This is a genomic window from Actinophytocola sp. (genome assembly GCF_035634895.1).
Classification (GTDB): Bacteria; Actinomycetota; Actinomycetes; order Mycobacteriales; family Pseudonocardiaceae; genus Actinophytocola.
Genome location: NZ_DASQCC010000247.1, coordinates 33698 through 57355 on the forward strand (window position 1 = coordinate 33698; position 23658 = coordinate 57355).

Below are 23658 nucleotides of genomic sequence, written 5' to 3' on the forward strand. Positions count from 1 at the left end.
ATGGCTGTACTCGCGAGTAGGTTCGACTACGACGTCGTGGTCGTCGGCTCCGGCTTCGGCGGCAGCGTGGCCGCGCTACGGCTCACGGAGAAGGGCTACCGGGTCGCGGTGGTGGAGGCCGGGCGCCGCTTCGCCGACGACGAGTTCGCGAACACGTCCTGGAACCTGCGCAGATACCTGTGGGCGCCGGTCCTCGGCTGCTTCGGCATCCAGCGCATCCACCTGCTCAAGGACGTCATGATCCTGGCCGGCGCCGGGGTCGGCGGCGGGTCGCTGGTGTACGCGAACACGCTGTACCGGCCGCTGGAGCCGTTCTACGCCGACCGCCAGTGGGCGCACATCACCGACTGGGAGGCGGAGCTGGCGCCGCACTACGACCAGGCGGCCCGCATGTTCGGCGTGGTCGAGAACCCGACGATCACCCCGACCGACGAGGTCATGCAGAAGGTCGCCGCCGACATGGGCGTGGCCGACTCGTTCCACCCGACGCCGGTCGGCGTGTACTTCGGCACGCCGGGACAGACGGTGCCCGACCCGTTCTTCGGCGGCGCCGGGCCGGCGCGGACCGGGTGCACCGAGTGCGGCGCCTGCATGACCGGCTGCCGGGTCGGCGCGAAGAACACGCTGGTCAAGAACTACCTGTACCTCGCGGAGCGCCAGGGCGCGAAGGTCCTGCCGCTGACGACCGTGACCGCCGTGCGGCCACTCGACGAGGGCTTCGCCGTCGACACGCGCCGCACCGGCCGGCGCGCCCGCGCGACGATCACCGCCGGCCAGGTCGTGCTCGCGGCGGGCACCTGGGGCACGCAGAAGCTGCTGCACAGGATGAAGGACCGGGGTGTCCTGCCGGCACTGTCGCCGCGGCTCGGCGAGCTGACCCGCACGAACTCCGAGGCGATCATCGGCGCCGGGCGGCCCTCGGTCGACCCCGACCGGGACTTCAGCCGCGGCGTCGCGATCACGTCGTCGATCCACCCGGACGCGACCACGCACATCGAGCCGGTCCGGTACGGCAAGGGCAGCAACGCGATGGGCCTGCTGCAGACCATCGCGACCGACGGGGCCGCGTCGGTGCCCCGCTGGCTGCAGGCGGTGCGGTTCATGGGGCGCCACCCCGTACAAAGCGCACGGTTGCTGCGGGTGCACCGCTGGAGCGAGCGGACCGTGATCCTGCTGGTCATGCAGAGCCTCGACAACTCGATCACCACGTACACGAGGAAGGGCCTGTTCGGCCGCCGGAAGGTGACCTCGAAACAGGGCCACGGGGAGCCGAACCCGTCGTTCATCCCGGCCGGCCACGAGGCGAACCAGCTGGCCGCCAAGCACATCGACGGCCTCGCCGGCGGCACGTGGGGGGAGATCTTCAACATCCCGCTGACGGCCCACTTCATCGGTGGCTGCCCTATTGGCGCGACCGCGGACGAGGGCGTGATCGACCCGTACCACCGGGTGCACGGCTACCCGGGACTGTCGGTCGTGGACGGGTCGGCCATCTCCGCGAACCTCGGCGTCAACCCGTCCCTGACGATCACCGCACAGGCCGAGCGCGCGTTCTCCTTCTGGCCCAACAAGGGCGACGCCGACCCGCGGCCCGCTGACGGCTACGAGCGGCTCGCTCCGGTGCCGCCGGGCAGTCCCGCGGTGCCCGCCGGTGCCCCGGCGGCGTTGCGATGACGTTCGCGTCGAGCGGGGACCTCACCGCCAAGGAGGAGACGTTCACCGAGCTGGCGACCGGCGTGTACGCCCTCACCGCCGAGGGGGATCCGAACGTCGGCGCCATCGAGGCCGAGGACTTCGTCGTGTGCTTCGAGGCGCGCGCCACGCCGGTCGCGGCGCGGCGGTGGCTGGACCGGCTGCGTGAGCGGACCGACAAACCCGTGCGGTACCTGGTGTTGAGCCACTACCACGCCGTGCGGGTGCTCGGCGCGAGCGCGTTCGGCGCGGCCGAGATCATCACGCACACCGAGACGCGCCGGCTCATCGCCGAGCGCGGCCGGGCGGACTGGGACTCCGAGCTCGGCCGGATGCCGCGGCTGTTCGAGGACCCGTCGTCGATCCCCGGCCTGACCTGGCCGACGCTGACCTTCACCGACCGCATGGTCATTCCCCTTGGCGGGCAACGAGAGCTCGTGCTCGCCCACTGCGGGCGTGGGCACACGGCCGGCGACATCGTGGCGTGGCTGCCGCATGAGCGCATCCTGTTCGCGGGTGACCTCGTCGAGGCCCGGGCCGCCCTGTACACGGGCGACGCGTTCCACGACGACTGGTCGACGTCCACATTGGACAGTGTGGCGGCCTTCCCCGCGACGGCACTCGTCGGCGGCCGCGGTGCCGTGGCGGTCGGCGAGGAGGCGGTCGCCGCGGCGATCGGGCAGAGCCGCCACTTCCTGGACACGCTGCGCCGCACGGTCGGCGACGTCCACGCCGCGGGCGGCACGGTCAAGGACGCCTTCGAGTCAGCACATGCCGCGCTCGCCCCGGAGTACGGCCGGTGGCCGATCTTCGAGCACTGCATGCCGTTCAACGTGCGGCGGTACTGGGACGAGTTGGACGGCGTCGACTGGCCGCGGATCTGGACGGCCGAGCGCGACCGGGAGGTCTGGGCCGCCCTGGTAGCTTCCGGCGCGTGAGCACAGTCCCCACCGAGGCCGAGGAGTCCCGGTTCTGGCGCCTGATCGAGTCGGCCTGGGCGCGGGTCGGCCCCGAGGAGTCCCGGCGCGCGGCGCTGATCGACCGGGAGACCGAGGACGAGGCCTACGCGCTCGCCCCGTACCTCGACGCCTTTCTCGGCCACCTGCGTGACCTGAGCGCGGACCTGTCGGCCGCCGAGCTGACCGACCTCGACCGCGTGCTGGAGCGCAAGCTGTACGACCTCGACCGCGCCGACATCCAGGAGGTCACGGACGGCGGCGACGACGGCTTCCTGTACTGCCGCGGCTTCATCGTCGCGATGGGCCGGGAGTTCTACGACGCCGTGGTCGCCGACCCGTCGGTGGCCGTGGTGGACGCGGAGTGCGAACCCATGGGGTACTTCTTCGCGCACCTGCACGACAGCCGTTTCGGCGGCTTCCCGGACACCGGCTCGGGCATCTCCCGTGAGACGGCGTCCAACACGGCCGGCTGGGACTGACTACCCTCGATCCGATGCGGGTGGTGATCGTCGGTGGCGGGCCGGTCGGGATGACGACCGCGCTCCTGCTCGCCAGGCACGGCGTGCCGACGACCGTGCTCGAGGCCCAGCCTCGCCGCGAACTGGTGGGCAGCCGGTCGATCTGCGTGCAGCGGGACGTGCTGGACATCCTCGAACGGGCCGGCGTCGGCGCGCAGGTCGCGGAGGTCGGCGTCACGTGGACACACGGCAGGACGTTCTACCGGGAGCACCAGGTCGGCGAGATCCGTTTCGCCGAGACGGGGTCGGCCGCGTTCCCGCCGTTCGTGAACACGCCGCAGACGGTCGTCGAGCTGCTGCTGGAGCAGCGAGTGGCGGCGGAGCCGCTGGTCGACCTCCAGTACGGGCAGCGGGTGACCGGCTTGGCGCAGGATGCTGCGAGCGTCACGGTGTCCACTGTGGACGGATCGGTCGCCGGCTCGCACTGCGTGGCGGCGGACGGTGCCCACTCGGCGGTCCGCTCGCTGCTGGGCCTGCCGTTCGACGGCATGTCGTTCGACGACCGGTTCCTGATCGCGGACATCCGCGCTGACCTGGGATTCACCGCCGAGCGGCGGTTCTACTTCGACCCGCCGTGGAACCCGGGCCGGCAGGTGCTGGTGCACCCGCAGCCGGGCGGCGTGTGGCGCATCGACTGGCAGGTCCCGGCCGATTTCGACCTGGCGAACGAGAACCTGGACGACCGGATCCGCAAGATCGTCGGCGCGGCGGACTACGAGATCGTGTGGCTGTCGGTGTACCGGTTCCAGCAGCGGCGGGTCCCGCGAATGCGGGTGGGCCGGGTGCTGCTGGCCGGCGACGCGGCACACGTGATGAGCCCGTTCGGCGCCCGCGGCCTGAACTCGGGAATCGCCGACGCCGACAACCTGGCGTGGAAGATCACGTTGGACCGGCAGGAGCTGGCCGGGCCGGCGCTGTTGCCGTCGTACGACACGGAACGCGGCGCGGCGGCCGAGGAGAACCTGCGGGTGACGGGCGACACGATGCGTTTCCTGGTGCCGCGCACGGAAGAGGAGCGCGCACACCGGGTCGACGTGCTGACCCGCGCGATCACCGACGAGTCGGCGCGGGCGGAGATCGACTCCGGCCGCCTCGCGACGCCGTTCTCCTACGCGGACTCCCCACTGACCACCTCGGCCGGCACGCTGTGCCCGGACGCGCGGCTGATGCGCGGCGGGCGCCTGCGCGAGCTGGCGACGTTCCGCGTCCTGACCTACTGGTGCGACTGGCGCCCGGCCGACGCCTGGGAACGCGTGGTCGTCGGGGAGGTGCTCCCGCTGGAGCGGGAGGGTGACACGGTGCTCGCCGACGCCCTGGGCCTCAAGCCCCGCCAGGCGGTTCTCGTCCGCCCGGACGGCCACGTCGCGGCGGTCCTCACCGAGCCGCCAGGTGGGCTGGCCGCCGCCGTCACCGCCGCCCTACGACGCGCCACCGGGTGGTGACGCCCATGCCGCGACGAGCTCCTCGGGGCCGAAGGAGGCGGCCACCGGCAGTCCTTCCTCGACACCGCCGCGGGAGACGGCGATCAGCGGAGTGCTGTGGTCGCGCCCTGGCACCGACATCGATCCGGCGAGCAGGCGGTCCAGCTCACGCCGGCCGAAGGGCTCTTTCGCCAGCCACTTGATGGAGCCGGTGAATGCCAGGCGGGTCGCCGCCGGCTGGTCGCGGTCGGCGCCGACCAGGTCGATCTCCGGATTGTTCTGCCGGTTCCACCAGCCGCCGACGACTTCCGCGCCGGGTAGCCGCTCGTCGGGCAGCAGGCGTTCGAGGCCGGCCCGGATCACGGGTTCGACCGCGCGGCCGCGCCAGGAGGACCAGGACCGCTCGATCCGTGCGAGGACCAGGTCGCCACGGCCACGTTCGACCTCGGCGATGCCCCTGCGCAGGAAGGCGAGCCAGAAGCGCAGGTACGAGTCCTCGATCCGGTAGCGCTTGTTCTTCGTGTCCGGGCGGGTGGCCAGCGGGGTGTCGACGGCGACGATGCGTTTGGTCGTGAGCGTGTTCAGGATGGGGGCGAGGGTGCCCGAGGGAAGCGGGTCGCCTACACCGATCCGGTTGGCGATCGTGCTGAACGTGCGCTCCCCGGCGCCGATCGCCTCCAGCGCCGAGCGGCTGTGCGAGGGGTCGGGGACCTCGCCCAGCAGGGTCAGCTCACCCGCCATCAGCAGCGGGGAGAGCGGGTCGGCGAGCTGGTCACGCAGGAACGCGGTGCGGCTGGTGCCCGGCCGCCATCGTTGGACGATCTCCGGGAAGCCGCCGGTGATCAGGAACGCGTCGATGGCCTCGGCGGGGTCGAGCGCGGTCAGCTGCCGCACGTCGGCGGGGTCGAGCGGGCGGACGAGCATGCGGGCCGCGCGGCCGTGGAAGGGACGGCCGTACTCCTGCAGGGACTCCATCGTCGACAGGTCGCTGCCGACGAGCAGCAGCAACACCGGTCTCGCCGACAGGTACCGGTCCCAGACCGTCTGGAGGGCGCCTTCGAACTCGCGGTCCTGCTCGACGAGCCACGGCACCTCGTCGAGGACGACGATGCTCGGTGTCCGCTCGGGCACGGCGACCGCCACGGCACGCAGGACCTGGTTCCAGTCGGCCCCGGCCGCACCGGCGACGAGATCGGCGCCGGGCAGCGTGGACTGGGCCAGCGACGTGACGAGATCGGCACGCTCGGCGGCCGGGTTGCGGCCGCGGGAGGCCTGGAACACCACGTAGGGCATGCCGGAGCGGTCACAGAACTCCTGCACCAGGCGCGACTTGCCCACCCGCCGGCGGCCGGTGACGATCACCGCCTGGCCAGGAGTGCTGGCGAGCTGGTCGCGGACCAGGCGCAGCTGGTTGTCCAGCAGAGCGAGGTCGCTGGTTCGTCCCCGGAACTCGACCACCAGGCAGTTCCCCTCTACGTAAGATGACGTCTTACGTAGATTGAATCATACTTTGTTGTCGGGTCGCGGTCGTCCGCCAGGAGCACGGTGAACAACCTGATCACCGGGCCACACGTCTCTGTTGGCGGAGGTGGTCGGGGGATGACCCTCAACAGGAGGCGGCTTCTCGGAGCCGCGGCGCTCGGGATGGTGGCGACGGCGTGCTCGCCGAAGCCGAAGCCGGCGGGCTCGACGGAGACGGCCGCGCCGCCGGCGACAGCGACGAGCCGGGCGCCCGTTCCACCGGACTGGAACGCACTCCGTGCCCAGCTGCCCGGCGGCCTCGTGCTCCCCGGGGACGGCGGATACGAGCTGGCCAGCCAGTCCTACAACCCACGCTTCGACGACCACCGGCCCGCGGCCGTCGCGCACTGCACGTCCGTCGCCGACGTGCAGCGGTGTGTCGAGGTCGCGCGGAACGCGCGGATGCCCGTCGCGGCGCGGTCGGGTGGCCACAGCTACGCCGGCTACAGCGTGCCGGACAACGGGCTCGTCATCGATCTCCGGGGGATGGCCGGCATCCAGGTCAACGGGGACGCGGCGGTCATCGGCGGGGGCGCGCGGCTGATGGAGGTCTACGCCGCGCTCGCGGGCGTGGGCCGGGCACTGCCGGCCGGGTCGTGCCCGACGGTCGGGATCGGCGGGCTGACCCTCGGCGGCGGCATCGGCGTCACCGCCCGCAAGTTCGGCCTGACCTGCGACAGGCTGACCGCCGCGCAGGTCGTCACGGCGGACGGCGAGCAGCGGACGGTCGACGGCGGGGACCTGCTCTGGGCGCTGAAGGGCGGTGGTGGCGGCAACTTCGGGATCGTCACGTCGTTCACCTTCGCCACCGAGCCGGCGCCGGACATCACGGTGTTCTCGCTCAAGTACCCGGCGGGGTCCACCGCCGACGTGCTCGGCGCGTGGCAGGAGTGGGTCACCCAGCAGCCGGACGAGCTGTGGTCGAACTGCATCGTCTCCGCGGGCTCCCCGCCCAGCTGCCGGATCGGCGGCGCCGTCGTCGGCGACGAGAACCTCGCGAAGCAGCTGCTGAAGACGCTGCCGAGGGCGTCGTCGATCCTCATCCAGGGCAAGGGCTATCTCGACGCCATGCGGTACTTCGGTGGCTGCTCGCAGCGCAGCACGGCCCAGTGCCGCCCCCAGGTCGAGGGCGGTCAGCTGCCGCGCGAGTCGTTCACGGCCTCGTCGAAGGTGCTCGACTCCGCCGTCGATCCCGCCACACTGGTCAACCTGCTCGACGGGCGGTCGGCCATGGACGTCCTGCTCGACTCGCTCGGCGGCGCCGTCGGCCGGGTCAAGCCGGGGGACACCGCCTTTCCGCACCGGAAAGCCATTGCCAGCGCGCAGATCTACTCGTCGACGAGCGCGCAGGACGTCGCCGAGGTCCGGGACGGGCTGCCGAGCAAGTTCGCGTACGTCAACTACATCGACCCGGCCATGCCCGACTGGGCCACCGCCTACTACGGCGACAACCTCCCGCGCCTGCGTAAGGTCGCCGCCAAGTACGACCCGGACAAGGTCTTCGGCTTCGCCCAGGCGGTCTAGAGTTCCAGCCCGGTCAGCACCATGACGCGCTCCTCGGTGAGGTCGGCCATCGCGGAGCGGACGCCCTCGCGGCCGACCCCCGAGCCCTTCACGCCGCCGTAGGGCATCTGATCGGCCCGGAACGACGGCACGTCGCCGACGATCACGCCGCCCACGTCCAGCTCGGCACGGGCCCGGAACGCCAGCTGTACGTCGCGGGTGAACACCCCCGCCTGCAGGCCGTACCGGGAGTCGTTGACCTGAGCGAACGCCTCGTCGACCGAGTCGACCACCGACACCGCCAGCACCGGGCCGAAGACCTCCTCGGCCCACACCTTCGCGTCGAAGGGCACCTCGGACAGGACCGTCGGCTCGACCGAGGCGCCGTCGCGCTTGCCGCCGGCGAGCAGCTTCGCGCCCGCGCCCACCGCCTCCTCGACCCACGCCTCGACCCGCTCGGCCGCCGTCTCGTCCACCAGCGGGCCGACCTCGACGTCCGGGTCGTGCGGGTTGCCGGTCCTGAGCGCGCCGACCTTGTCCAGCAGCTTCGGCAGGAAGGAGTCCGCCACCGCGCGCTCGACGATCACCCGCTGCACGGCGATGCACGACTGCCCGGCCTGGTAGTTGCCGAACGTCGCGATGCGCTGGGCCGCGAAGTCCAGGTCCGGCCAGTCCGCGCACACGACCGCGGCGCCGTTGCCGCCCAGCTCCAGCACGACCTGCTTGCGCGGCGCCGCATCCATGATCGACCAGCCGACCGGTCCGGACCCCGTGAACGACACGACCGGCAGGCGGGGGTCCCTGACCAGCGCCTGGGTCTCCTCGTTGCCGACCACCAGCACGGAGAACGCGCCGGCGGGCAGGTCCGTCTCGGCCAGGATCTCGCCAAGCAGCAACGCCGACAGCGGCGTGCGCGGCGCGGGCTTCACGACGATCGGCGCACCGACGGCGATGGCGGGCGCGACCTTGTGCGCCACCAGGTTCAGCGGGAAGTTGAACGGCGCGATGCCCAGCACGGGCCCGCGCGGCACCCGGCGGGTCACGGCGAGCCGGCCCACCGCGGTGGGATCGGTGTCGAGCCGCTGGAGCTCGCCGGTGAAACGCCGGGCCTCCTCGGCCGCGAACCGGAACGTGGACACCGCCCGGTTGACCTCGATCGTCGCCCAGCGGAGCGGTTTGCCGTTCTCCGCGGTGATCGTCTCGGCGACCTCGTCGGCACGCGCGGCCAGCGCGCGGGACACGTGGTCGAGTGCGGCGGCACGCACGTGCGCCGGTGTGGTCCGTAACTCCCGCGTCACTTCCACCGCGGCCGTGACGGCACGTTCCACCTGGTCGGCGGTGGGCACGCAGACGGTCGCGATCTCGTCGCCGTCATAGGGATGGTGGACGGGGAGGGTCTGGTCACTCTGCTCCGCACGGCCCGCGATCCAGGTCGGCCGCGGTGTCGGCAGGTGTTCCTCGGACGCGTTCATGCCTTAACCGTAGGCCCGCGACGCCGTGCGATGCTGTTGACCGTGACCGACAACCTTCACCGGCCCGTTCTCGTGATCGACTTCGGCGCGCAGTACGCGCAGCTCATCGCCCGCCGGGTGCGTGAGGCCCAGGTGTACTCCGAGGTCGTGCCGCACACCGCCTCGGTGGCGGACCTGCTCGAACGGAACCCGCTGGCGATCGTGCTGTCGGGTGGACCGTCCAGTGTGTACGCCGAGGGCGCGCCGGCCGTCGACCCGAAGCTGTTCGAGGCGGACGTGCCGGTGTTCGGGATCTGCTACGGCTTCCAGGGCATGGCGCAGGCGCTGGGCGGCACGGTCGAGCACACCGGGTCACGGGAGTTCGGTCGCACCGAGCTGACCGCCGACGGCGGCGCGCTCCACTCGGACCTCCCGACGCGGCACCCGGTGTGGATGTCCCACGGCGACTCGGTCACGGCGGCGCCGCCCGGGTTCACGGTGACCGGGTCGACGCCCGGCACCCCGGTCGCGGCGTTCGAGGACGTCGAACGCGGGTTCGCGGGTGTGCAGTACCACCCGGAGGTCGCGCACTCCCCGCACGGACAGGAGGTCCTGCGGCGGTTCCTGCACGACGTCGCCGGTCTGCGGCCGAGCTGGACGATCGCGTCGATCGTGGACGACCAGGTGGCGCGGATCCGCGCGCAGATCGGCGAGGGCCGGGCGATCTGCGGCCTGTCCGGTGGTGTCGACTCGGCGGTCGCGGCGGCACTGGTGCAGCGGGCCATCGGCGACCGCCTGACGTGTGTGTTCGTCGACCACGGGCTGCTGCGGTCCGGTGAGCGCGGCCAGGTGGAACGCGACTACGTCGCGGCGACGGGCGTCAAGCTGGTGACCATCGACGCCCGCGAGCGGTTCATGTCGGCGCTGAAGGACGTGACGGACCCCGAGCAGAAGCGGAAGATCATCGGCCGCGAGTTCATCCGGGTGTTCGAACAGGCCGAGCGCGACCTCAAGGCGCAGGGCGACTACCGCTACCTGGTGCAGGGCACGCTGTACCCGGACGTCGTCGAGTCCGGCGGCGGCTCAGGCGCGGCGAACATCAAGAGCCACCACAACGTCGGCGGACTGCCGGACGACCTGGCGTTCGAGCTGGTCGAGCCGCTGCGCGACCTGTTCAAGGACGAGGTCCGGCGGGTCGGCCTGGAGCTGGGCCTGCCGGAGACGATCGTGCACCGGCAGCCGTTCCCCGGTCCGGGCCTGGGCATCCGCATCATCGGCGCGGTCACCGCCGAGCGGCTGGAGACCCTGCGCTCGGCCGACGCCATCGCCCGCGAGGAGCTGACGGCGGCGGGGCTGGACCGCGACATCTGGCAGTGCCCGGTGGTCCTGCTCGCGGACGTGCACAGCGTCGGCGTCCAGGGCGACCTCCGGACCTACGGCCACCCCGTCGTACTGCGCCCGGTGTCCTCGGAGGACGCCATGACCGCCGACTGGACCCGCCTGCCCTACGACGTCCTCGAACGCATCTCGACCCGCATCACCAACGAGGTACCCGACGTGAACCGCGTCGTCCTCGACGTGACCTCCAAACCCCCAGGCACCATCGAGTGGGAGTAACCCCCTCGCGAGTCCCGCGTTCAAACACCGCGAGTCCCGCGTTCAGACACCGCGAGTCCCGCGTTCAGACATACCGAGTTGCGTTTCGTGCAGTTGCGTGTGCACGAAACCGCAGTTCGGTGTGTGCGAACGCGGGACTCGGTATGGGTGAACGCGGGACTCGCGAGGTGGGTCAGCGTTTGCGTAGGGACGAGGCCAGTAGGAGGACGCCCACGAGGAGTGCGCCGCCGGCCAGGAGCCAGGTCGGGTTGGGGATGCGGAACTTGCCGTCGGTGAGGACGTAGGCGGACACCAGCAGGGTGCCGATGCCGGCGATCAGGGTCAGGATGTCCGGGTACCGCTTCGTCTCGTTCTGGTCGCGGTCAGCCACGACGCACCTCCACATCACCAAGATCCGTCGACACGATCAGGTCGATCTCCACGCCGCCCACTCCGTCGGGGCCGAGGTCGGTGAACTGGTCGACCTGTGGGTCGACGCCGTCGCGCTGCCGGCCCAGGCAGTCGACGGTGCCCGCGTCGGCCGAGCACGTGATGGTCACGTCGGCATTCTTCGGCACCCGCACCTCCACGCTCCCGACGTCCGCGCGGACGTTGGTGACGACACTGCCGGACGCCGGCAGCCCGGTCAGGTCGAGGTTGATGCTGCCCACCGACCGCTCGTACATCGGCAGCACCGACGTGAGGCTCGTCGGGCTCTCGTTCAGCTCCCCGACCCCGTGGTACCCGTCGGGGCTGATCGTGGTCAGGCCCATCCCCACCACCGACAGCGGCACCGCCAGCGCGAGCAGCCCCCGGCCGGACCGCACGATCGCCCCGGCCACCAGGCCGAGCCCGACGATCGCCAGCACCACGCCCACGGCGTGCTGCGGGGTGATCCACCCGCCCGGGGCCCACGACGCGTTCGCCGCGAGTGCCAGGCCGGCCACGGTCACCAGCGCGATCCCCAGCGTCGCCGTGCCGACCTTCGGCTTGCGCCGCTTCGTCGGTGGCTCCGGTTCCTCCGGCTCCGGCGTCGCCGGCTCGGGCAGGTCCCACGCGAACGGGGCCGCGCCAAGCGGGTCCCACGCGGGCGGCGTCGTCCGCGGCTCCTCCTGCGGCACGTGCGCCCACGGATAGGGCGCGGGCGTGTCGACCGGCGGCCCGGACGGCGGCGTGAACGGCATGGTCGGCTGCGGCGCGGCCTGCGGCGCAGGCGGGTACACCGGCATCGTCGGCTGCGCCGTGGCCGGCGCTGCCTGCTCCGACGGGTTCACCGGCACGACATTCCCCCTTCTCTGGTGCAGCAGGAACAACAGCCCGCCCACCACGAGCAGGCCTGCCCAGCTCGAGAACTCCCCCGTGAACGCGCCGCTGAAGAACCACCCGCCCACCGGCACCATGATCAGACAGAGCAGCACGGTGAACCCGGACGAGGTCGAGCTGCGGCCCTTGCCGAACAGCGACTCGATGGGCGAGGCCTGGTCGTCCTGCTCGGGCAGGAACAGCCAGCCCAGCAGGTACGCCACGACGCCGGCGCCGCCGTAGATGGCGGCGACCACGAACCCCACCCGCACCAGCACCGGGTCGATCCGGTACCGGTTGGCGATGCCGGACGCCACACCCGCGATCTTGCGACCACGCCGCGGGCGCCGCGGACGGGTTGTCCAGAAGTCCCTGACCGTGTCCTCGATGCGCGTCGCGCCAGACTGTGTCCCACTCACGTCGAAGAGCATGCGCCGGCACCGGGGGACCGCACATCCGGGAAACACCCTGAGCCGATGCTTCCGGGTATTTCCCTGATGAGTACTCAGCGGGTAGATGTGACGATGTACCAGTGAGCGTCGAGACGCGAGAGCCGGTGGTCGAAGCGGACCTGGACAGGGTGCGGGACACAGCCGTCGACGAGGCCGAAGAGGTCAGGATGCGTCGCCGGCGGTCCGGTCGCGCCGTCGCGGGGGTCGCCGGTGGACTCGCGGACCACCTCGGCATTGCCGTGCTCTGGGTGCGGGTGGCGTTCGCGGTGCTCGCGGCGTTCGGCGGGGCCGGGGTGATGGCGTACGGCCTGCTCTGGGTGTTCGTCCCGCAGTCCCGCGTCGAGCGGAAGCAGCCGGAGGTCTCCAGCAAGGAGAGGCAGCAGGCCCGCGGCCTGCTCGCGCTGGGCATCGGCCTCGCGATCGCGGTCGGCTCGCTGTCGGGGCTGCTCAACGGCTGGGTCGCGAGCGGCATCGCCGTGACCCTCGTCGGCGCCGCGTTGGTCTGGCGGGAGGCGGACGAGCAGCAGCGCCGCCGCTGGAAGGGCTCCGGCGTCGTCGGCGCGGTCATCGGCCAGGGCGGTCGCTCGGCGGTGTTCCGCATCCTGACCGGCGCGGTGCTGGTCATGACCGGCATCGCGGTGTTCCTGGCCCGCAGCGTCAACCTGGACCAGGCGCAGTTCGCGCTTCTCGCGGTGATCGCGGCGCTGGGTGGCGTGGCCGTGCTGACCGTCCCGTTCTGGCTGCGGCTGGTCCGCGACCTCGGCGAGGAGCGCAAGGAGCTCATCCGCACCGCGGAACGTGCCGAGATCGCCGCCCACCTGCACGACTCCGTGCTGCAGACGCTCGCGCTCATCCAGAAGCAGGCCGAGGCGCCCCGCGAGGTGCTGCGCCTCGCGCGTGGTCAGGAGCGGCAGCTGCGTGGCTGGCTGTACGGGCCGTCCGGCTACGGCGGCGGCAAGCCCGAGGGGCAGGCCGACGCGCCGACCGCGGTGTCCGAGGCCATCGCCTGGGCATGCGGCGAGGTCGAGGACCAGTTCGCGATCAAGGTCCAGCACGTGGTGGTCGGCGACTGCCCGCTCGACGAGCGGCTCACCGGGCTGGTCTACGCGGCCCGCGAGGCGACCGTGAACGCGGCCAAGCACGCCGGGGTCGGCGAGGTCAGCGTGTACGCCGAGGTCGAGCCCGACTCGGTGGAGATCTTCGTGCGGGACCGGGGGAAGGGCTTCGACCCCGCGGCGGTGCCGGAGGACCGGCATGGCCTCGCGGACTCCATCCGGGGCAGGATGGAGCGCAACGGCGGCGAGCTGCGGCTGCGTACCGGACTCGGTGAGGGGACCGAGGTGCACCTGCGCATGCCGCGTGAGCCGGTCACGTCGAAGAAGGGGAACTGATGGCCGAGAAGCCCGTGAAGGTGTTCCTGGTGGACGACCACGGCCTGTTCCGGGCCGGGGTGCGGGCGGAGCTGGACTCCATCACCGACGAGGTCGAGGTGGTGGGTGAGGCCGGCACGGTCGGCGAGGCGGTCGCCGGCATCGGCCACAAGAAGCCGGACGTCGTGCTGCTCGACGTGCACATGCCCGACGGCGGCGGCGCGGAGGTGCTGCGCCGGGCCCGGCCGGACAACCCGGAGGTGGTGTTCCTCGCGCTGTCGGTCTCCGACGCGGCGGAGGATGTCATCGCGGTCATCCGCGCCGGCGCGCGCGGGTACGTCACCAAGACGATCTCCAGCCACGAGCTGGTCCGCGCGGTCGTGCGGGTGTCCGAGGGCGACGCGGTGTTCTCGCCGCGGCTGGCGGGGTTCGTGCTGGACGCGTTCGCGGACCGGCCGGGCGCCGCGCCGATCTCCGACCCCGAGCTGGACCTGCTGACGCCCCGTGAGCGCGACGTCCTGCGGCTGCTCGCGCGGGGTTACGCGTACAAGGAGATCGCGGCGGAGCTGTTCATCTCGGTGAAGACGGTCGAGACGCACGTGTCGAGTGTCCTGCGCAAGACACAGCTGTCGAACCGCTACGAGCTGTCCCGCTGGGCGTCGGACCGCCGGCTGGTCTGACGCGGAGCCCGCGCGCCGGTCCGTTGACTCTCACACGGTGTGAGGCCATAGACCTGGGTCGTCATGATGAACATCGGAGACTTCGCCAGGACCGGCCGCGTGACGGTCCGGATGCTGAGGCACTACGACGCCATCGGCCTGCTGCGGCCGGCCCGCGTGGACCCCTTCACGGGGTACCGCGGGTACGACGTGGCGCAGCTGTCCCGCCTGAACAGGATCGTCGCGCTGAAGGACCTGGGCTTCACGCTGGAGCAGGTCGCGTCGATCATCGACGAGAAGGTCGGGATCGACGAGCTGCGCGGCATGCTGCGGCTGCGGCGGGCCGAGCTGGCGAACCAGCTGGCAGCCGACCGGGCCAGGCTGGTGGCCATCGAGGCGAGGCTCCGTTCGATCGAGGTGGAGGGCGCCATGCCGACCAACGACGTGCAGGTCAAGAAGATCGACCCGATCCGGGTCGCCGAGGTGAGCGGAGTCGCCGCGAGCTTCGAGCCGGTGTCGGTCACCCCGGTGATCGGCCCGCTGTTCGACGAGCTGCGCCCGCGACTGGAGGCGGCCGGCGTGACACCGGCCGGCCCGGCCATCGCCTACTACGAGGACGCGCCGGAGGGCGGTGTGCTGGTGCACGCGTGCTTCCCGGTGCACGCGGCCGAGATCGAGGGCGTCGACGTGGTGGACCTGCCGGGCATCGAGCAGGCGGCCACGATCATGCACCACGGCGACATGGACAACGTGCTGTCGACCGTCCAGACGCTGGCCAGGTGGATCGAGGAGAACGGCCGGGTCTCGGCGGGCTACAACCGCGAGGTGACCCTGAAGTGGGCGCCGGACAAGTCGGAGTGGGTCACCGAGCTGCAGGAACCGCTGCGGTGACGGGTAGTGCCGGCGGCTCGATGGGCCGCCGGCGCACCCTGGTCAACGCGACCCCGCCGAGCACGACGACCATGCCGGCGATGACGTGCGGGGTGAGCGTCTCGTCCAGGAACAGCGCCCCGAGCAGCACGGACACGACCGGCAGCAGGTAACCGACGGTCGCCGCGCTGGTGGGACCCTCGTCGGTGATGATCCGGTAGTTGAGCGCGAAGGCCAGTCCGGTGCCGAAGACCCCGAGGACGGTCGTGGCCACCGCGGCGCCCCAGTGCAGGTGGATGGGCGTGAGGCCGTAGACGGGCACCGCCACGGCGGTGAGCCCGGTGGCCGCGATGATCTGCGCCGCCGAGAGCGCGATGGGTGCGACCCCGCGGCCGTCGCGCTCACCGCGCCGGGAGCTCCGCGGCGCGATGAACCGTCCGATGTACGCGAAGCTGACCGCGTACATGATGGCCGCGAGCAGGATGACGAGCGCGTCCCAGCTGGCGAACGAGACCTCCCACGGCGAGAAGATCAGCAGCGTGCCGGCGAACCCGAGGACGAGCCCGCCGACCTTGGTGGCGGGCAGGCCCCGCTCGGTCCGCAGCACGATCGCGATGACGAGCACCCAGAGGGGCGTGGTGGCGTTGAGCACACCGGCCACCCCGGAGTCGACACTGCGCTCCCCGAGGGCGAACAGGGTGAAGGGCACGGCGTTCCCGAAGAACGCGGCGACGGCGAGGTGTCCCCACAGCTTGTGGTCGCGCGGCAGCCGGTTCCGGCCGGCGTAACAGAGGATGACCAGCACGGACGCGCCGAGGACGAGGCGGATGAAGGTCATCTGGACGGGCGCGAAGCTGGCCAGGCCGATCTTGATCCAGAGAAAACTGGATCCCCAGAACAACGCCAGGAACCCCATGCGAACCAACGTCGCCCCACCACCGCGCATCACGTTCGCCACGGTGCCCCAGTGGACGTGGTAGCACAATCAAATAGTCCGACAAGGACCTGTTAGCGGAACTGAACGGTCCGCTAGCGGGACGTCTAGACCTTCTGGAAGTTGTCGATCAGCAGCTGGCCGTTCTGGGGGACCAGCATGATCACGTAGTTCTCGTTCGTGGTGGCGCCGGACTTGGTCTGGAACTGGAGGGACGTCGCCACCTGACCGTTCTGCGCGGTCGCCGAGGTGACCGTCACCGCCGCGATGGTGGCCCAGAAGTTCCGGTAGTTGTCCTGGCTGCCGGATCGGCTCTGCGCGCTGGGCGTCATGTACGCCCAGGCCGCGTCCGGGTTGCCGGGCAGCAGCCCGTAGTAGTCCCGCACGGCCTGCTCGTACTGCGCCGCCGACGCGCCGGCCTGCGTTTCGGTCGTGGTGGTCGTCGTCTCCGTGGTGGAGGTCGTCGGCGTGGTCTCCGGCGTCGTCGACGTCTCGGCGGCGGTCGTCGTCTTCGACGTCGTCGTCGCGCCGCCACCACCCTGGCTGTTGTTGTCGCCACTGCTCGACAGCAGGCTCGCGACCAGGATCCCCACGAGCGCGGCCGCCACGATGGCCAGCACGGTCAGCACGATCGACCGCACCCGGTCGTTCTTGCGGGGGGTGCGGCCCGGCGGCGCGGCCGGCATTGGCTCACGCACCGGCCCACTGGGGGTCGGCTCGGCGAAGGGGTGCACGTCCAACCGGGTCGTACCGCCCGGTGGCGACGGCGGTCCCCACGGCCGCTGCTGCGGCGACTGCATCGGCGGCGGCGTGTTCTGCCGGGGCAGCTGGTTGCCGGCGATCCGGTCGGTCGGCGCGGCCGCAGCGCTCAGCGCGCTGTTCACCGGCGCGGCGGGCTGCCGCCCCTCCGCCACCGCCAGCAGGTTGTCCCGCGTCGAGGCCAGCGAGGGGCGCTCGGACGGCTCCACCCGCAGCAGCTGCATCAGCAGCGCGGTCAGCGGGCCCGCCTGCCGCGGCGGGGTGATCTTGCCGGCCGCGACGGCGTACAGCAGTGCGAGGGTGTTCTCGCTCAACCCGAAGGGTGAGTGCCCCTCGACGGCCGTGTACAGCGTCGACCCGAGCGAGAAGACGTCCGCCGCTGGCTTGGGGTCCTCACCCTTCGCGACCTCCGGCGCCAGGTACGCGGGCGTGCCGGCCAGCATGCCGGTCGCGGTGACCGTGACGTCGCCGGTCGCGCGGGAGATGCCGAAGTCGGTGATCTTGACCGTGCCGTCGTCGCCGAGCAGCACGTTCGCCGGCTTGATGTCCCGGTGCACGATGCCCGCCGCGTGCGCCGCGACCAGCGCGGACGCCACCTGGGCGCCGATCCGCGCCGCCTCGGTGGGCGGGATGGTGCCCTGTTCGCTCAGCAGTCCCGCGAGACTCTTGGACGGCAGGTACTCCATGATCAGCCACGGGTCGCCGTCGTGTTCGGCGACGTCGTACACCGTGATGGCGTTGGGATGCGTCAGGCGAGCCGCGATCCGCCCTTCCCGCATGCATCTTCGCCGCGCCTCTTCCGCCTGCGCCGCGGACAGGCCGGGCTGCAGCAGCAGCTGCTTGACGGCCACCGTGCGGTGCAGGCGCTCGTCATGCGCCTGCCACACGATGCCCATCGCGCCGCTGCCGATCTGCCGGCCCAGCCGGTAGCGCCCGGCGACGAGCGCCCCCTCCGCCGTCATGCCATGTCCTCGGAGGCTCCCATTACTGGACGTCACCACCGGGGCGGGCGCCGTCGGAGGCACTGCTCGGCGGGACCGAGGACGGCGGCGGCTCGGTGGTCGTGGTGGTCGTCTTCGTGGTGGTCGTCTTCGTGGTCGTCGTCGTGGTGGTGGTCGTGGTCGTCGTGGTGGTGGTCGTGGTCTCTTCCTCCGACGTCTGCGACGGCGTCGTCGTCGGGGGAAGGGTCGTCGTCAGCGTGACCTCGCTCGTCGGCGAGTTCTCGGCCGGCTGGTTGTTGTTGTCGTCCGGCTTGTTCCTGTCCCGGGTGGACAGCAGGAACGCCACCGTCGCGAGCACGGCCACCAGCGCGAGCCCGGCGCCCACCACGATCGGCGCCCTGGACTTGCGGCGCGGCGGCGGTGCCGTCGGCCGGGGAGCCGGCCGCACGGCCCGCGTCCGGTCGTCCGCGCCGACCATCTGCGTGGCCTGGTCGTCGTAGTAGCCGTCGTCGTAGTCGTCGTAGTCGTCGATCAGCTCGGTCCGGCGGGTGCCGGCGGCCATCGGCAGCATGACGTCCGGCGTCTCGCCCACGGCGACCGCGTACAGCAGGTCCCGCGCGCGGGAGGTCGTCGGCCGCTGGTCCGGGTTGGCCGCCAGCATCGCGATCAGCACGTTGGTGAGTGGCCCGGACATCTGCGGCGGGTTGATCCGTCCGGCCGCCACCGCGTGCAGCAGCTGCAGCGTGTTCTCCGTCAGCCCGAACGGCGGCTCGCCCTCGACCGCCGCGTACAGGGTCGAGCCGAGCGAGAACACGTCCGACGCGGGCGTCGGCTCCTGGCCGACCGCGGACTCGGGGGCCAGGTAGGCCGGGGTGCCCGCGATCATGCCGGTCTTGGTGACGGTCACGTCGTCGGTCGCCCGCGAGATGCCGAAGTCGGTGATCTTCACCGTGCCGTCGTCGCCGAGCAGGATGTTGCCCGGCTTGATGTCCCGGTGCACGATGCCCGCCGCGTGCGCGGCGGCCAGCGCCGCCGCCGACTGGGCGCCGATCCGCGCCACCTCACGCGGCGGCAGCGATCCCTGCTCGGCCATGACCATGGCCAGGCTCTTGGACGGCAGGTACTCCATGATCAGGCACGGCGCGCCGTCCTCGTCGACCACGTCGAACACGGAGATCGCGTTGGGGTGCTGCAGTCGGGCGGCGATGCGGCCTTCTCGCATACATCTCGCCACGGCCTCGGCCTGCTCCTCCGGCGGAAGGCCGGGCTGGAGCAGGAGGCGCTTGACGGCAACGGTGCGATTCAGTCGCTCGTCGTGCGCCGTCCAGACCACACCCATCGCACCGGTTCCGATGCGGTGGACAAGGCGGTACCGGCCGGCGACCAGGCGACCTCCATCGGTCATCGCGCCGAGTCCCCCTCTACCTGCAGGTGAGCGGTGATCATCCCGACTCCAGGGGTCAATTTGGGAACGGCTGACTGGCCCCAACGTTGCCAACTGGCACCAGGCTAGGCGTTCACGCTGCGCACACGGACGGGGACCATACCGTGCGCGTGGCGGCCGGCTTGGTAATGCTGACGACGAAAACAGGGGGTACCGCAGGTTACCGGCTCAGTTGCGTTGCGCTGACAGCAGCTGTACCCCGACGATCCGCCGGGGGCTGCGAGCCACGGTGAGCAGTTGCTGGACGCGCAGGGTGCCGCCGTCGTCGAGCCGCATACGCACGGTGGCGAGCACCCCGTCGGCCTGCTGGGCGACGTCCACGGAGTCGATCGCGGCGACGGTCGACCAGGACGAGAGGAACTCGGTGAGGTCCGCGTTCAGCAGGTCCGGCGAGAGCAGCTCGAACGCCGAGGCCGGGGACTCGGGCAGGTTCTCGTAGAACTCGCGAACCAGCTCCATGTCGTTCGCCGGGCCGACCGTCATCGCACTGCCGCTGGCCGTCGTGCCGGTGTCGGCACCCGGCGTGGCCGGCGGCGTACTGGGCACCGGGGTTTCCTCGACCGCCGTGGGCGTGCTCGGCGCGGGGGCCGGGAACCGCGGCAGGGAGGTGTCCAGCCTGTCGGGCAGCAGGGCCTGCTCGCCGGTGATCTGCAGCGACGGTCTCAGCCCCTGCCCGGGGTCGCGCCGCTGCTGGGCGATCACCGAGGCGATCGTCACCGCGCCGCACAGCACCGCGCCGGCCACGCCGAGGGTCGCCAGCTTGGCCAGCTGGGCGCCCCTGGTGGGCGCACGGCGGTGCGCGGCCTGGACGATCGCCGGAATGATGTCCGTGACCTGGTCGCCCGGCGCGTCCTCCGTGGGAGTGCTCTCGGTACAGCGCGTTGGTGACGTCTGTCTGGTGAGCAGCTCCGTGACGGTGACCGAGCCGGCGCGCGTATGGCGCCGCCCGGTCGCGAGACGGTCCACTGTGTGATGGCCTCCGTGCGTAGCGTTAGTTAGCCACTCATACTCCCGTTGTTCCGGAGGCGGTAGTCAATCCGAGTGGATCACCCGAACGGGCAAATCTCGTTCAGGCATCTTCACTCGAATGGAGTATGACGTGGATCACTGTGCGACGGAGTCATCCGTGATCTTGGGATTGCCGCCCCAGGTGTAGGTCAGGCGGCGGTGCTCGACCGTTTCCGAGCCGTCCGCGCGGACGATCCTGACGGTCGACGTCGTGATCGCCAGGTTCCGGTCGATGACGATGTCCTGGACCTCGATCCGCCTGACGTTCCCGTAACGGGCCCTGATGCCCTCGACGCCCTCGGCGGCCATGCCGCCGGCGGTCATGGCGTGCGCCGCCTCGGGGTTGTCGGTGACCAGCCGGAAGTACGCCTCGGTGCGGTCGCCCATGGCCTGCGGGTCGGTCGGTGTGATCGGCGCCGGGCCGACGGTGGTGCGGGTGGGCCCGCTCAGCGTGGTGTTGCTGGGTGGACCGGCGTCGGTGTGGACGTCCGGAGCCGCGCCCGCGGTGGTGTCGACGGGGACGACGTCCTGCGGCGGCGGGACCCGCTGGCTGGCGGGTCCGGGGCCGGCGGCGGGTGAGCGGCCGTGGCTGGACGGGGCGGGCTTGCCGCTGAGGGGGGCCTCGGTGACGGGTTTGTTGTCGGGCAGCTTCTCGAGGGTGATCGGGCCCGTCGGGTACTCGGGGAGGGCGTCGATGACCGTGTTGTCGCTGACGGGGCGCCCGATGAGCTCGGCGGCGGCGAAGGCGAGCCCGAGGACGACGGCGGCGGAGGTGCCGACGGCGAACCACGCGGCGCGACGCCAGCTGCGGGGCGGTGTGACGGAGGCGGGGACGTTGCCCAGGTCGAACTTCCGCAGCCCGGTGGCCTGCGTGTCGGGGAGGGCGTGGAGTACGGCGTCGTTCCTGGCCCGCCCCGTGGGGGCGGCGCCGCCCATGTCGGTGGAGATCGACTTCCGTGGGGGCGGGATGGCCTGCCGGGCCCGCGGCAGGGCGACTCGGTGTTCCTCCTCGGACGCTGGGGGCTCTTCCGTGGGCCAGACGGGCTCGTCCGCCCCGGGGTCCGTCGACCGTGACCCCGTCCGGCGCGGGCATGCCGAACCATGCCTGTCGTGACCGGACCGCGTCGGCCCGGCACTCGTGCCGCCCGGCCACACCGGTCCGCCGCGTACCCGTCGCGGCGCGTCCTGGTCGTGTTCTCGCCGGCCGGCCCGCGCGGTGTCGGAAGGCGCCTGCTCGGTCCACTGCTGCCGACCGGGCCAGGCCCAGTCGATGTCCGCCGCCCGCCTGGCCGCCGGGACCAGGTCCTCGTCCGGCCACCCGGGCCGCCGCGTCAACACCTCACTGACCGGCGGCGGGCTGTCTCGGGGCCGTCGCACCGGCACCGCCGCCTCCCACCCTGCGTGGGCCGGCTCGGTATCCGTGGGGCGCACCGTCGGCGTCCACGCCGCACCGGTCGCACCATGCCGATGCCGTCCGTTACGTTGCTGGTACCAGCCCCCGATTGTCATCGCTCTGAGACTCCCACCCTCCGGTCGATGTCGCCACGCGACGGACCGGTTGCGGGATCTAACGGCTTGTGTCGACGACCTGGAAGCTCTCCGCGAGCCGCCCCTCACCCAGCCCGAACCGGGTGGCGGTGCCCGCCAGCCCCTGCCGCAGCAACCCTTCGATCTCCGCCGAGCTCGCGCCGGCCTGCGAGGCGTGCGACCGCAGCGCGGCCATCTTCCTGTCGAACGCGTCCGTCACGTCCACGGCGTGGTTGCGCAGCCCCGCCGGCCCGTCGGCCAGCCACAGCTCACGCACGGTCCACGGCTCGAGCCCCTCCTCGGCGAGCAGCGACCGGTGCGCATGGGGGTTGCGGGAGTCCGGGTACACCGCGGCGAACGTGGCCTCGCCGACCGCGCGGTGGTCCGGGTGGGTGGTGGGCACGAAGTCCCAGTTGATCTCCGGTGACCAGGTGAGCACCCGATCGGGGCGCACGCGGCGGATCACCCGGGTGATGTCCCGGCGTAGCTCCAGGGACGGCGTGACCGCCCCGTCCGGGTATCCCAGAAAGGTGACGTCCTGGACGCCGACGTGAGCGGCGGCCGCCCGCTGCTCGGCCTCGCGCACCGCGCCCATGCCCGGCGAGCCGTCACCACTGGCCTCGCCGGACGTGCAGACGCAGTAGGACACCTCGATCCCGGCCGCCGTCCACACCGCGACCGTGCCCGCGGCGCCGAAGTCGACGTCGTCGGGGTGGGCCGTGACCACCAGAGCTGACCGAACGGAACTCACTCAGGCAGCGTATTTGGTTGCCCACCGTTTTGGTTGCCCACCGTTCGACCGGGCGAGTGCACATGTCACCTCATGGTGTGACACGTGCACACACTCCGCTGTCTACTCACCGGTGCGGTAGCGCTTCTGCGTCGACTCCAGCGCCTTCACCGCGGTGCCGCCGGAGCCGGCGGCGACGAGGATCGCCAGGAAGTCGGCGAACCCCGAACCGTTGGTCAGCAGCAGCGCGAGCAGGCCGCCCGCGGTCGTGACGCCGGCGATCACCCACCGGCTGCGCACGTACTGGGCGATCGGCGCGCCGCCCGCGCGCTTGTTGGCGGCCGAGTTGAGCATCGCGAGGTAGCCGGCGTGCCCGAGTGCCGCCAGCAGCGCGACGACGGCGGCAAGGACGGCGATCAGGTTGAGGACCATGACTCCAGTGTGCCTGCCTTTCTGTCTGCCGGGGATCGGTGAGAACCCTGAGAACCCCGAACGGTTACCTCCCGAGCTTGCCGCGACCCAGCTCCAGCAGCGCCATGGCGATCTTGCGACCCTCCGCGCCGAGGTCCCGGTAGCGGGCCAGCACGTCCATCTCGCGGTTGACCACGATCCGGGGTCCGCCGGCGGCCATCCGGGCCGCGCCGATCGTCTGCGACACCTCCGCGCGGCGTTTCACCAGCCGCACTATCTCGGCGTCGAGCCAGTCGATCTCCTTGCGCAGCTCGTCGATCTCCGTGTCGGCGGTCTTCTCGTCCTTGGCGGTGGGGGGCATGACGTCTCCTCGGTCTGAGGTCTGTGGAGTTCTTCGGCCCCGTGCGAAAAGCCCCGGGTCGTCAGACTCCGGGGCTTCGTTGGACGTTCGCGCGCTACGCGACAACGGGAGCCGGAGTCCGGATCCCGTAGAAAAACTCGAAGTGGCGGTCGCGCACGCCATCGATTCTGGCATTGCGTGGCGGAGCCTGTCCACCCGGCCTGTCCTCCCACTCGCTGTCGGACCCTCC

Annotated in this window: 21 protein-coding genes; 9 read left to right on the plus strand and 12 right to left on the minus strand. The window is 71.7% G+C overall.

Annotation, left to right across the window (positions count from 1 at the left end; genetic code table 11):
• The 4 genes from VET29_RS38395 to VET29_RS38410 are packed head-to-tail and all read left to right on the plus strand — an operon-like array spanning position 1 to position 4611.
• Entirely contained in the window at positions 1-1674 is a 1674-nt protein-coding gene (locus tag VET29_RS38395) for a GMC family oxidoreductase (RefSeq protein WP_324930365.1), read from the plus strand.
• The gene (locus VET29_RS38400; RefSeq protein ID WP_324930368.1) at positions 1671-2630 is read left to right on the plus strand and encodes an MBL fold metallo-hydrolase; all 960 of its coding nucleotides are present in this window, start codon (positions 1671-1673) and stop codon (positions 2628-2630) included. Before VET29_RS38395 ends, VET29_RS38400 begins: the two co-directional genes overlap by 4 nt.
• The gene (locus VET29_RS38405) at positions 2627-3130 is read left to right on the plus strand and encodes a DUF4240 domain-containing protein (RefSeq protein WP_324930371.1); all 504 of its coding nucleotides are present in this window, start codon (positions 2627-2629) and stop codon (positions 3128-3130) included. The genes VET29_RS38400 and VET29_RS38405 overlap by 4 nt, the downstream gene beginning before the upstream one ends.
• Positions 3131-3144: 14 nt before the next feature.
• Entirely contained in the window at positions 3145-4611 is a 1467-nt protein-coding gene (locus tag VET29_RS38410) for an FAD-dependent monooxygenase (RefSeq protein WP_324930374.1), read from the plus strand.
• Here VET29_RS38410 and VET29_RS38415 read toward each other — a convergent pair.
• Positions 4588-6048 (minus strand): ATP-binding protein, encoded by a 1461-nt coding sequence (locus VET29_RS38415; protein WP_324930376.1) that lies wholly within the window; start codon positions 6046-6048, stop codon positions 4588-4590. The two genes, VET29_RS38410 and VET29_RS38415, sit on opposite strands and share 24 nt — an antisense overlap.
• 141 nt (positions 6049-6189) lie before the next feature.
• Here VET29_RS38415 and VET29_RS38420 point away from each other — a divergent pair, with 141 nt between their 5' ends.
• Positions 6190-7635, plus strand: coding sequence for an FAD-dependent oxidoreductase (locus VET29_RS38420; RefSeq protein WP_324930379.1), 1446 nt, complete (start codon positions 6190-6192; stop codon positions 7633-7635).
• On the opposite strand, the gene VET29_RS38425 is transcribed toward VET29_RS38420, so the two are convergent.
• Positions 7632-9086, minus strand: coding sequence for an aldehyde dehydrogenase family protein (locus VET29_RS38425; RefSeq protein ID WP_324930382.1), 1455 nt, complete (start codon positions 9084-9086; stop codon positions 7632-7634). The genes VET29_RS38420 and VET29_RS38425 overlap by 4 nt on opposite strands.
• 30 nt (positions 9087-9116) lie before the next feature.
• Between VET29_RS38425 and guaA the strand changes: the two genes are divergently transcribed.
• Entirely contained in the window at positions 9117-10682 is a 1566-nt protein-coding gene (guaA, locus tag VET29_RS38430; protein ID WP_324930386.1) for a glutamine-hydrolyzing GMP synthase, read from the plus strand.
• 172 nt (positions 10683-10854) lie between these two features.
• Here guaA and VET29_RS38435 read toward each other — a convergent pair whose 3' ends face one another.
• Both VET29_RS38435 and VET29_RS38440 read right to left on the minus strand, forming a co-directional pair.
• Positions 10855-11067, minus strand: coding sequence for a hypothetical protein (locus tag VET29_RS38435; RefSeq protein ID WP_324930389.1), 213 nt, complete (start codon positions 11065-11067; stop codon positions 10855-10857).
• Positions 11045-12382, minus strand: a complete 1338-nt coding sequence (locus tag VET29_RS38440) for a PspC domain-containing protein (RefSeq protein WP_324930393.1) — start codon at positions 12380-12382, stop codon at positions 11045-11047. The genes VET29_RS38435 and VET29_RS38440 overlap by 23 nt, the downstream gene beginning before the upstream one ends.
• A 137-nt stretch (positions 12383-12519) precedes the next feature.
• Here VET29_RS38440 and VET29_RS38445 point away from each other — a divergent pair, with 137 nt between their 5' ends.
• The 3 genes from VET29_RS38445 (at position 12520) to VET29_RS38455 (ending at position 15335) form a co-directional block, all read left to right on the plus strand.
• Complete coding sequence (locus VET29_RS38445) at positions 12520-13806, plus strand: PspC domain-containing protein (RefSeq protein WP_324930444.1); 1287 nt, start codon at positions 12520-12522, stop codon at positions 13804-13806.
• Complete coding sequence (locus VET29_RS38450) at positions 13806-14465, plus strand: response regulator transcription factor (RefSeq protein ID WP_324930396.1); 660 nt, start codon at positions 13806-13808, stop codon at positions 14463-14465. The genes VET29_RS38445 and VET29_RS38450 overlap by 1 nt, the downstream gene beginning before the upstream one ends.
• Before the next feature lie 63 nt (positions 14466-14528).
• Complete coding sequence (locus VET29_RS38455) at positions 14529-15335, plus strand: MerR family transcriptional regulator (protein WP_324930398.1); 807 nt, start codon at positions 14529-14531, stop codon at positions 15333-15335.
• On the opposite strand, the gene VET29_RS38460 is transcribed toward VET29_RS38455, so the two are convergent.
• From VET29_RS38460 to VET29_RS38495, 8 genes are all read right to left on the minus strand, one after another.
• Positions 15307-16230 carry a DMT family transporter gene (locus VET29_RS38460; protein WP_324930401.1) on the minus strand — a complete coding sequence of 308 codons (924 nt, stop codon included), beginning with the start codon at positions 16228-16230 and terminating at the stop codon, positions 15307-15309. The two genes, VET29_RS38455 and VET29_RS38460, sit on opposite strands and share 29 nt — an antisense overlap.
• Positions 16231-16355: 125 nt before the next feature.
• The gene (locus VET29_RS38465) at positions 16356-17969 is read right to left on the minus strand and encodes a serine/threonine-protein kinase (protein ID WP_324930404.1); all 1614 of its coding nucleotides are present in this window, start codon (positions 17967-17969) and stop codon (positions 16356-16358) included.
• A gap of 22 nt (positions 17970-17991) precedes the next feature.
• Positions 17992-19353 (minus strand): serine/threonine-protein kinase, encoded by a 1362-nt coding sequence (locus VET29_RS38470; RefSeq protein ID WP_324930407.1) that lies wholly within the window; start codon positions 19351-19353, stop codon positions 17992-17994.
• Between the two features lie 207 nt (positions 19354-19560).
• Complete coding sequence (locus VET29_RS38475; protein ID WP_324930410.1) at positions 19561-20358, minus strand: hypothetical protein; 798 nt, start codon at positions 20356-20358, stop codon at positions 19561-19563.
• A 138-nt stretch (positions 20359-20496) separates the two neighbouring features.
• Positions 20497-21783, minus strand: coding sequence for a hypothetical protein (locus VET29_RS38480; protein WP_324930413.1), 1287 nt, complete (start codon positions 21781-21783; stop codon positions 20497-20499).
• A gap of 184 nt (positions 21784-21967) precedes the next feature.
• Positions 21968-22678, minus strand: coding sequence for a PIG-L deacetylase family protein (locus tag VET29_RS38485; RefSeq protein WP_324930416.1), 711 nt, complete (start codon positions 22676-22678; stop codon positions 21968-21970).
• Between the two features lie 102 nt (positions 22679-22780).
• Positions 22781-23089 (minus strand): hypothetical protein, encoded by a 309-nt coding sequence (locus VET29_RS38490; protein WP_324930419.1) that lies wholly within the window; start codon positions 23087-23089, stop codon positions 22781-22783.
• 64 nt (positions 23090-23153) lie between these two features.
• The gene (locus VET29_RS38495; protein ID WP_324930422.1) at positions 23154-23603 is read right to left on the minus strand and encodes a chorismate mutase; all 450 of its coding nucleotides are present in this window, start codon (positions 23601-23603) and stop codon (positions 23154-23156) included.
• Between the last annotated feature and the right edge of the window lie 55 nt (positions 23604-23658).